This is a genomic window from uncultured Corynebacterium sp. (genome assembly GCF_902782855.1).
Taxonomy (GTDB): Bacteria; Actinomycetota; Actinomycetes; order Mycobacteriales; family Mycobacteriaceae; genus Corynebacterium.
The window spans coordinates 1-6,013 of record NZ_CACZOO010000018.1; the positions used below are offsets into that span (position 1 = coordinate 1).

6 protein-coding genes are annotated in these 6,013 nt (G+C 68.2%); 4 read left to right on the forward strand and 2 right to left on the reverse strand.

The annotated features are described in order from the left end of the window. Together QZV72_RS00855 and QZV72_RS00860 are read left to right on the forward strand one after the other, a co-directional pair. Positions 1 to 911 (forward strand): D-arabinono-1,4-lactone oxidase (locus QZV72_RS00855; RefSeq protein WP_297004080.1); only part of this gene is annotated, 911 nt, incomplete at its 5' end. A gap of 29 nt (positions 912 to 940) precedes the next feature. Further along, entirely contained in the window at positions 941 to 1,693 is a 753-nt protein-coding gene (locus tag QZV72_RS00860; RefSeq protein WP_297004081.1) for a decaprenylphospho-beta-D-erythro-pentofuranosid-2-ulose 2-reductase, read from the forward strand. Between the two features lie 159 nt (positions 1,694 to 1,852). Here QZV72_RS00860 and QZV72_RS00865 read toward each other — a convergent pair whose 3' ends face one another. After that, the gene (locus QZV72_RS00865) at positions 1,853 to 2,314 is read right to left on the reverse strand and encodes a hypothetical protein (RefSeq protein ID WP_297004083.1); all 462 of its coding nucleotides are present in this window, start codon (positions 2,312 to 2,314) and stop codon (positions 1,853 to 1,855) included. 105 nt (positions 2,315 to 2,419) lie between these two features. Further along, positions 2,420 to 2,761, reverse strand: a complete 342-nt coding sequence (locus QZV72_RS00870; protein WP_297004085.1) for a hypothetical protein — start codon at positions 2,759 to 2,761, stop codon at positions 2,420 to 2,422. A gap of 216 nt (positions 2,762 to 2,977) precedes the next feature. On the opposite strand from QZV72_RS00870, the gene QZV72_RS00875 reads away from it, so the two are divergent. Beyond that, positions 2,978 to 3,181 (forward strand): heavy-metal-associated domain-containing protein, encoded by a 204-nt coding sequence (locus QZV72_RS00875; protein ID WP_297004087.1) that lies wholly within the window; start codon positions 2,978 to 2,980, stop codon positions 3,179 to 3,181. Positions 3,182 to 3,239: 58 nt separating this feature from the next. Continuing rightward, positions 3,240 to 5,654: a cation-translocating P-type ATPase gene (locus QZV72_RS00880; RefSeq protein ID WP_297004089.1), complete on the forward strand. Its 2,415-nt coding sequence runs from the start codon at positions 3,240 to 3,242 to the stop codon at positions 5,652 to 5,654. Positions 5,655 to 6,013: the final 359 nt, after the last annotated feature.

The window sequence follows — 6,013 nt, forward strand, 5'->3', positions numbered from 1 at the left end:
CCGCGGACGACCCGGACGGCACCCTGTTCTGGGCCACGGTCGGCGGCATGGGCCTGACCGGTGTGATCCTGCGCGCCACCATCGAGATGACGAAGACCGAGACGGCGTACTTCCTGTGCGACGTCGACCGGACGAACACCCTCGACGAGACCGTCGCCGCCCACTCCGACGGTTCCGAGGTCAACTACACCTATTCCTCGGCATGGTTCGACTGCATCTCCCCGGAGCCGAAGCTGGGCCGCTCCACCATCTCGCGGGGTTCGCTGGCCACCCTCGACCAGCTCAAGGAGTTCGCCCCGAAGCTGGCGGCGAACCCGCTGAAGTTCAACGCCCCGCAGCTGATGACCGTGCCGGACATCTTCCCGTCCTTCACGCTGAACAAGCTGACCCTGTCCGCGGTGGGCCTGGCCTACTACGCGATGGGTAAGCCGGCGCGGAACCAGATCGAGAACCTCACGCAGTTCTACCAGCCGCTCGACCTCATCGGTGAGTGGAACCGCGGTTACGGCTCCAAGGGATTCCTGCAGTACCAGTTCGTGGTGCCGGTGGAGGCCGTCGAGCCGTTCAAGCAGATCATCCGGGACATCCAGGCCTCCGGCCACTACTCCGCACTCAACGTGTTCAAGCTCTTCGGCCCGGGCAACCGTGCCCCGCTGAGCTACCCGATGCCGGGCTGGAACGTCTGCGTGGACTTCCCGATCCGTCCGGGTCTGGGCGACTTCCTCGACCGCCTCGACAAGCAGGTCATGGAGTTCGGCGGCCGCCTCTACCTGGCCAAGGAGTCCCGCACCTCCGCGGAGAACTTCCACCGGATGTACCCGGGCCTGGCCGGCTGGCTGAAGACCCGCCACGAGATCGACCCGACGGGCGTCTTCGCGTCCGACATGTCCCGCCGCCTCGAGCTCAACTGAGCCCCGCCGAACCTCTAGGAGAACAACCAATGATCAATGCTGTGGGCAAGCCCCAGTCCATCCTCCTGCTCGGCGGTGCGTCCGACATGGGTCTCGCCGTCGTCGAGGAGTTCCTGAAGCGCGGCCCGGCCCGTGTCATCCTCGCCGCCCGCGCGGGCGACGACATGACCTCCCCGGTCGCCCGCTGCGAGGCCGCCGGGGCGTCCTCGGTGGAGACCGTCGACTTCGACGCCACCGCCTTCGACACCCACGAGGAGATCATCGACTCCATCGAGGGTGACATCGACCTGGCGATCGTCGCCTTCGGCGTCCTCGGGGACAACGAGGTGCAGTGGCAGAACCAGAAGCAGGCCGTGCTCGCCGCGCAGGTCAACTACACCGGCGCGGTCTCGGTGGGCGTGCTGCTCGCCGACCGGATGAAGAAGCAGGGCCACGGACAGATCGTGGTCTTCTCGTCGGTCGCCGGTGAGATGGTGCGCCGCTCGAACTTCGTCTACGGCTCCACCAAGGCCGGCGTGGACGGCTTCTACCGCATGCTCGGCGAGGCCCTGCGCGGCACCGGTGTGCGCGTGCTGACCGTGCGCCCCGGCCAGGTGCGCACGAACATGACCGCCGGTCTGGACGACGCCCCGCTCACCGTCGACAAGCAGGACGCCGCCAAGGCCATCGCCGCCGGCGTGGACGCCAAGAAGACCGTCATCTGGATCCACCCGCTGTTCCGCTGGGTGATGCTGATCCTCAAGAACCTGCCGCAGTTCGTCATCCGGAAGCTGCCGATCTAGGTCGACTCCGGGAGTGCGCGGGCCGGGCCGGGCGGGCTCGACTGACCGCGTCCCGCCGGTCTCCCCGCCCCGCGCCCTCCCCATGTCGAGAAAGCACCCTCACAGGTTACTGAACCACAGTTCAGCATGCCGGTGAGGGTGCTTTCTCGACATGTAGGGTCACTCTTCGTCCGAGAGCCCGAGCAGCTCACGCACTTGCTCCGTCAGCCGGAACCGCAATGGCTTTCCGGAGGTCTCCTCCACCAGACCTCGGTCCACGAGATCGACGGTCCGCGGTCGAACGTACTGTTTGGTCCTCCCTATCGACCTAGCGATCACATCAAGTTCAACCTCGCCGCCCACACCGAACAGTGACGCCTGACCGATGATGCCCAGGATCTCCAGAGCCCCCTTCACGACGCCCGCCAACGGAGACCCAGCTTCCTCTTCCAGGATCGTCATCCGAGCGAATACACGGGAAATCTGACGACGCCGCAGCTCCAGGTCCGAGCACAGTCGCCCCTCCGCCTCGGCGATAATGCCCAGCATCTCAGTCACGAAGATGGTGGCATCACCTCGGTTCAGGGACAGTTCCTCCAGGAGTAGCTGGCGGAACGGCTGCAGGCACCACGCGTCACCCACGACGTGAAACTCGGACGCGTCCCCGGAGTGGACTGCCCCGTCGAGGTGCTCTGACGACCACCCCGGATCGCCTCACCCGGAGGTGCGACCCGAACACCCGGACGGTCAGAATGAGCAGGAGTCCGGGGTGGGGTTCCACGGCCCGTTGACGATCGGACACCAGACGAAGTAGTAGAGCGCCGCGAAGGCCATCGGACCGCTCCAGACGATGCTGCCGACGATCGACTGCGCGCTCGGCGGCAGGGCATCGTAGGAGGACTGGATCGGCTCCGGCAGCCCCTGCGCCGCGGCGGACGGGGCGGCGGCGGTCGCTCCGCCGACGGCGAGCAGCGCGGCGGCGGAGACAGCTGCCACCCTGCCACGCAGGCCGTGTCGCCTGCGGGCTCCCCGCGCGGATCCTGCCTCGGAGTGTGTCGTGCGAACGGTGGTTGAGGGTTCGCCGTACATGATGTTCCTCTCCTCTGAAACGAACGGATGTCGGGCGCGGAGTACGCTGCCCCGCACACGTTCCATGGTTTCGTCATCGCGATGAGCAGTCGACACCCCCGTCCTACCAATCCTTGAAATATACCCCCTAGGGGTATACCTTCGGAACTGTACGCACGGCAGGACCATCCGGGCCCCGCCACCGTCCGGAACACCAGTCAGGAAAGGACCACCACCATGGCCACCAGGAACTACACCGTCACCGGCATGAGCTGCGGACACTGCAAGGCCGCCGTCGAGCAGGAGGTCGGCGCGATCGAGGGCGTCACCGCCGTCGAGGCCACCCCGGCCACCGGCACCGTCGTCGTCACCGGCGAAGGCTTCACCGACGAGCAGGTCGCCGCCGCCGTCGACGAGGCCGGCTACGACCTCGCCGACTGAGGCGCCACCAGCTGACAGCATCACCACCAGGCACGACCCCACGAAGGACTGACCGGCCATGACCCAGCAGGCACAGGCGCAACCGCCCGTCGACCTGATCCAGCTCGACCTCGGCGTCACCGGGATGACCTGCACCTCCTGCTCCGCCCGCATCGAGCGCAAGCTCAACCGGATGGACGGGGTGGACGCCACCGTCAACTTCGCCACCGAGTCCGCCCAGGTGGACTACGACCCGGCCAAGACCGACCCCGACCACGTCATCCAGACCGTCCGGAACACCGGCTACGATGCCTTCACCCTGGCCGGGGATGCCGGCCACGAGGCCGACGGGAGCACCGCGTCCGGGGACGCGGCGTCCTCCGCCGTATCCTCTGCCGCAGACTCCGCCGCAGACTCCGCGCAGGACGCCGGAAGCTCCGTACCTGCCGGCCAGTCGAGGATCGACGCCGCCCGCGACGCCGAGGCCGCCGACCTGGCCCACCGCACGATCATCTCCGCGGTCCTCGCCGTCCCCGTCATGCTGGTCAGCATGGTCCCCGCCCTCCAGTTCGACAACTGGCAGTGGGCCGCGCTGACCATGATCTCGCCGGTGTACTTCTGGGGCGGCGCCCCGTTCCACCGCGCCACGCTGGTCAACCTGCGTCACGGCGCGTTCACCATGGACACGCTGATCAGCATGGGCACGACCGCGGCCTACCTGTGGAGCTTGTGGGCACTGTTCCTCGGCAATGCCGGGACCACCGGCATGACGATGGAGATGCACCTCTTCCCCGCGGCGTCCGGCCACCACAGCATGGACGAGATCTACCTCGAGTCCGTGGGCGTGGTCATCACCTTCCTCCTGCTCGGACGCTGGTTCGAGACGAGGGCGAAAGGACGCTCCTCCGAAGCGCTGCGGGCATTACTGGACATGGGCGCGAAGGACGCCGCGGTGTTGCGCGACGGTCGTGAGGTCCGCACCCCCATCGCCCAGGTGCAGGTCGGGGACGTCATCATCGTGCGCCCCGGTGAGAAGATCGCCGCGGACGGCACGGTCACCGACGGCACCTCCTCGGTCGACGAGTCCATGATCACCGGCGAGTCCGTGCCGGTGGACGTCACCGTCGGCACATCGGTCACCGGGGCGACGGTGAACATCTCCGGACGCCTTCTGGTGCAGGTCACCCGCACCGGGGCAGACTCCACCCTCTCCCAGATGGCGAAGCTCGTCTCCGACGCGCAGGCGCAGAAGGCCCCGGTCCAGCGCCTGGTCGACAAGATCTCCCAGGTCTTCGTGCCGGTGGTCATCGCCATCGCCGTCATCACCCTCATCGCGCACCTCGTTGTTGACGGAGACGTCACCTCGGCCTTCACCGCCGCCGTGGCCGTCCTCATCATCGCCTGCCCGTGCGCCCTGGGTTTGGCGACCCCGACGGCACTGCTCGTCGGCACCGGCCGCGGCGCCCAGCTCGGCCTGCTCATCAAGGGGCCGGAGGTGCTCGAATCCACCCGGCGCGTCGACACGGTCGTCATGGACAAGACCGGCACCGTCACCAGTGGTGAGATGAACGTCTCCGGGGTCACGGCGTCCGCCGGTGGGGACGCCGGTGCCGCCGTCGGTGGGGACGCCGACCGCGTCCTCGCCCTCGCCGCCGCCGTCGAATCCGGCTCCGAGCACCCGATCGCCCGGGCGATCGTCCGGGCCGGGGAGGAAGCCGCGGAGAAGGCCGGCACCGGCGTCCCCGAGGTCACCGACTTCGCGACCACCGCAGGCCACGGCGTCACCGGCACCGTCGACGGGCACACGGTCGAGGTCGGACGCGCCGCCGACCGCACCACCCTGCCCGCCGACCTGCAGGATGCCTTCACCGATGCCGAGGCCGCCGGCGGCACCCCGGTGCTCGTCAGTGTCGACGGGTGTCCGGCCGGTGTGGTCACCGTGCGCGACACGGTGAAGCCGACCTCCGCCGAGGCTGTCGCCGGACTCAAGGACCTGGGGCTCACCCCGGTACTGCTCACCGGTGACAATGCGGGTGCTGCGGCGGCCGTGGCCGCCGAGGTCGGCATTGATCCGGGCAACGTCGTCGCCGGCGTCATGCCCGAGGACAAGGTCTCCCACGTCGCCCGGTTGCAGGAGTCCGGGAAGAATGTCGCGATGATCGGTGACGGGGTCAACGACGCCGCCGCACTGGCCACCGCAGACCTCGGTCTGGCGATGGGGGCGGGCACGGACGTGGCGATCGAGGCGTCCGACATCACCCTGATGAACAATGACCTGCGTTCCGCGGTAGACGCCATCCGGCTGTCCCGGCGGACGCTGGGCACGATCCGCGGCAACCTGTTCTGGGCCTTCGCCTACAATGTGCTGCTCATCCCGGTCGCCGCGTTCGGGCTGCTCAACCCGATGCTCGCCGGTGTGGCGATGGCGTTCTCCTCGGTGTTCGTGGTCTCGAACTCGCTGCGGCTGCGCGGGTTCCGGTCGCTGCACGCCTGAGGCTGAACTCCGGCAGGCGGAAAGCTGCCTGCGCGCGACGCACACGGGACGCACCCGGGACGGACCCGGCACAGACCCGGGATGCACACGGGATGCACATGAGACTCGGAAGTGTTACCAGCTTTTTCTGGTAACACTTTTCGTGACCTGGGATAATGTCACATTATGGGCCCGTTACCTGGTAACACTTTTCCAGCCCGGCCAGCCTAGCCAGCGTAGCCAGCGGTTCCAGCCCGGCCAGCGTAGCCAGCCTAGCCAGCGGTCCCGGCCCGGCCAGCCTAGCCAGCGGTCCCGGCCCGGCCGGCGTAGCCGGCGGTCCCGGCCCGGCCAACCCGGCTCCCACCGGACCACCGGACCAC

What these genes read in the sequence shown, in the direction of transcription:
- QZV72_RS00875 (WP_297004087.1), top strand. Translation starts at nt 2,978, where the DNA reads ATGGCCACCAGGAACTACACCGTCACCGGCATGAGCTGCGGACACTGC.
- QZV72_RS00870 (WP_297004085.1), bottom strand. Translation starts at nt 2,761, where the DNA reads ATGTACGGCGAACCCTCAACCACCGTTCGCACGACACACTCCGAGGCA.
- QZV72_RS00880 (WP_297004089.1), top strand. Translation starts at nt 3,240, where the DNA reads ATGACCCAGCAGGCACAGGCGCAACCGCCCGTCGACCTGATCCAGCTC.
- QZV72_RS00860 (WP_297004081.1), top strand. Translation starts at nt 941, where the DNA reads ATGATCAATGCTGTGGGCAAGCCCCAGTCCATCCTCCTGCTCGGCGGT.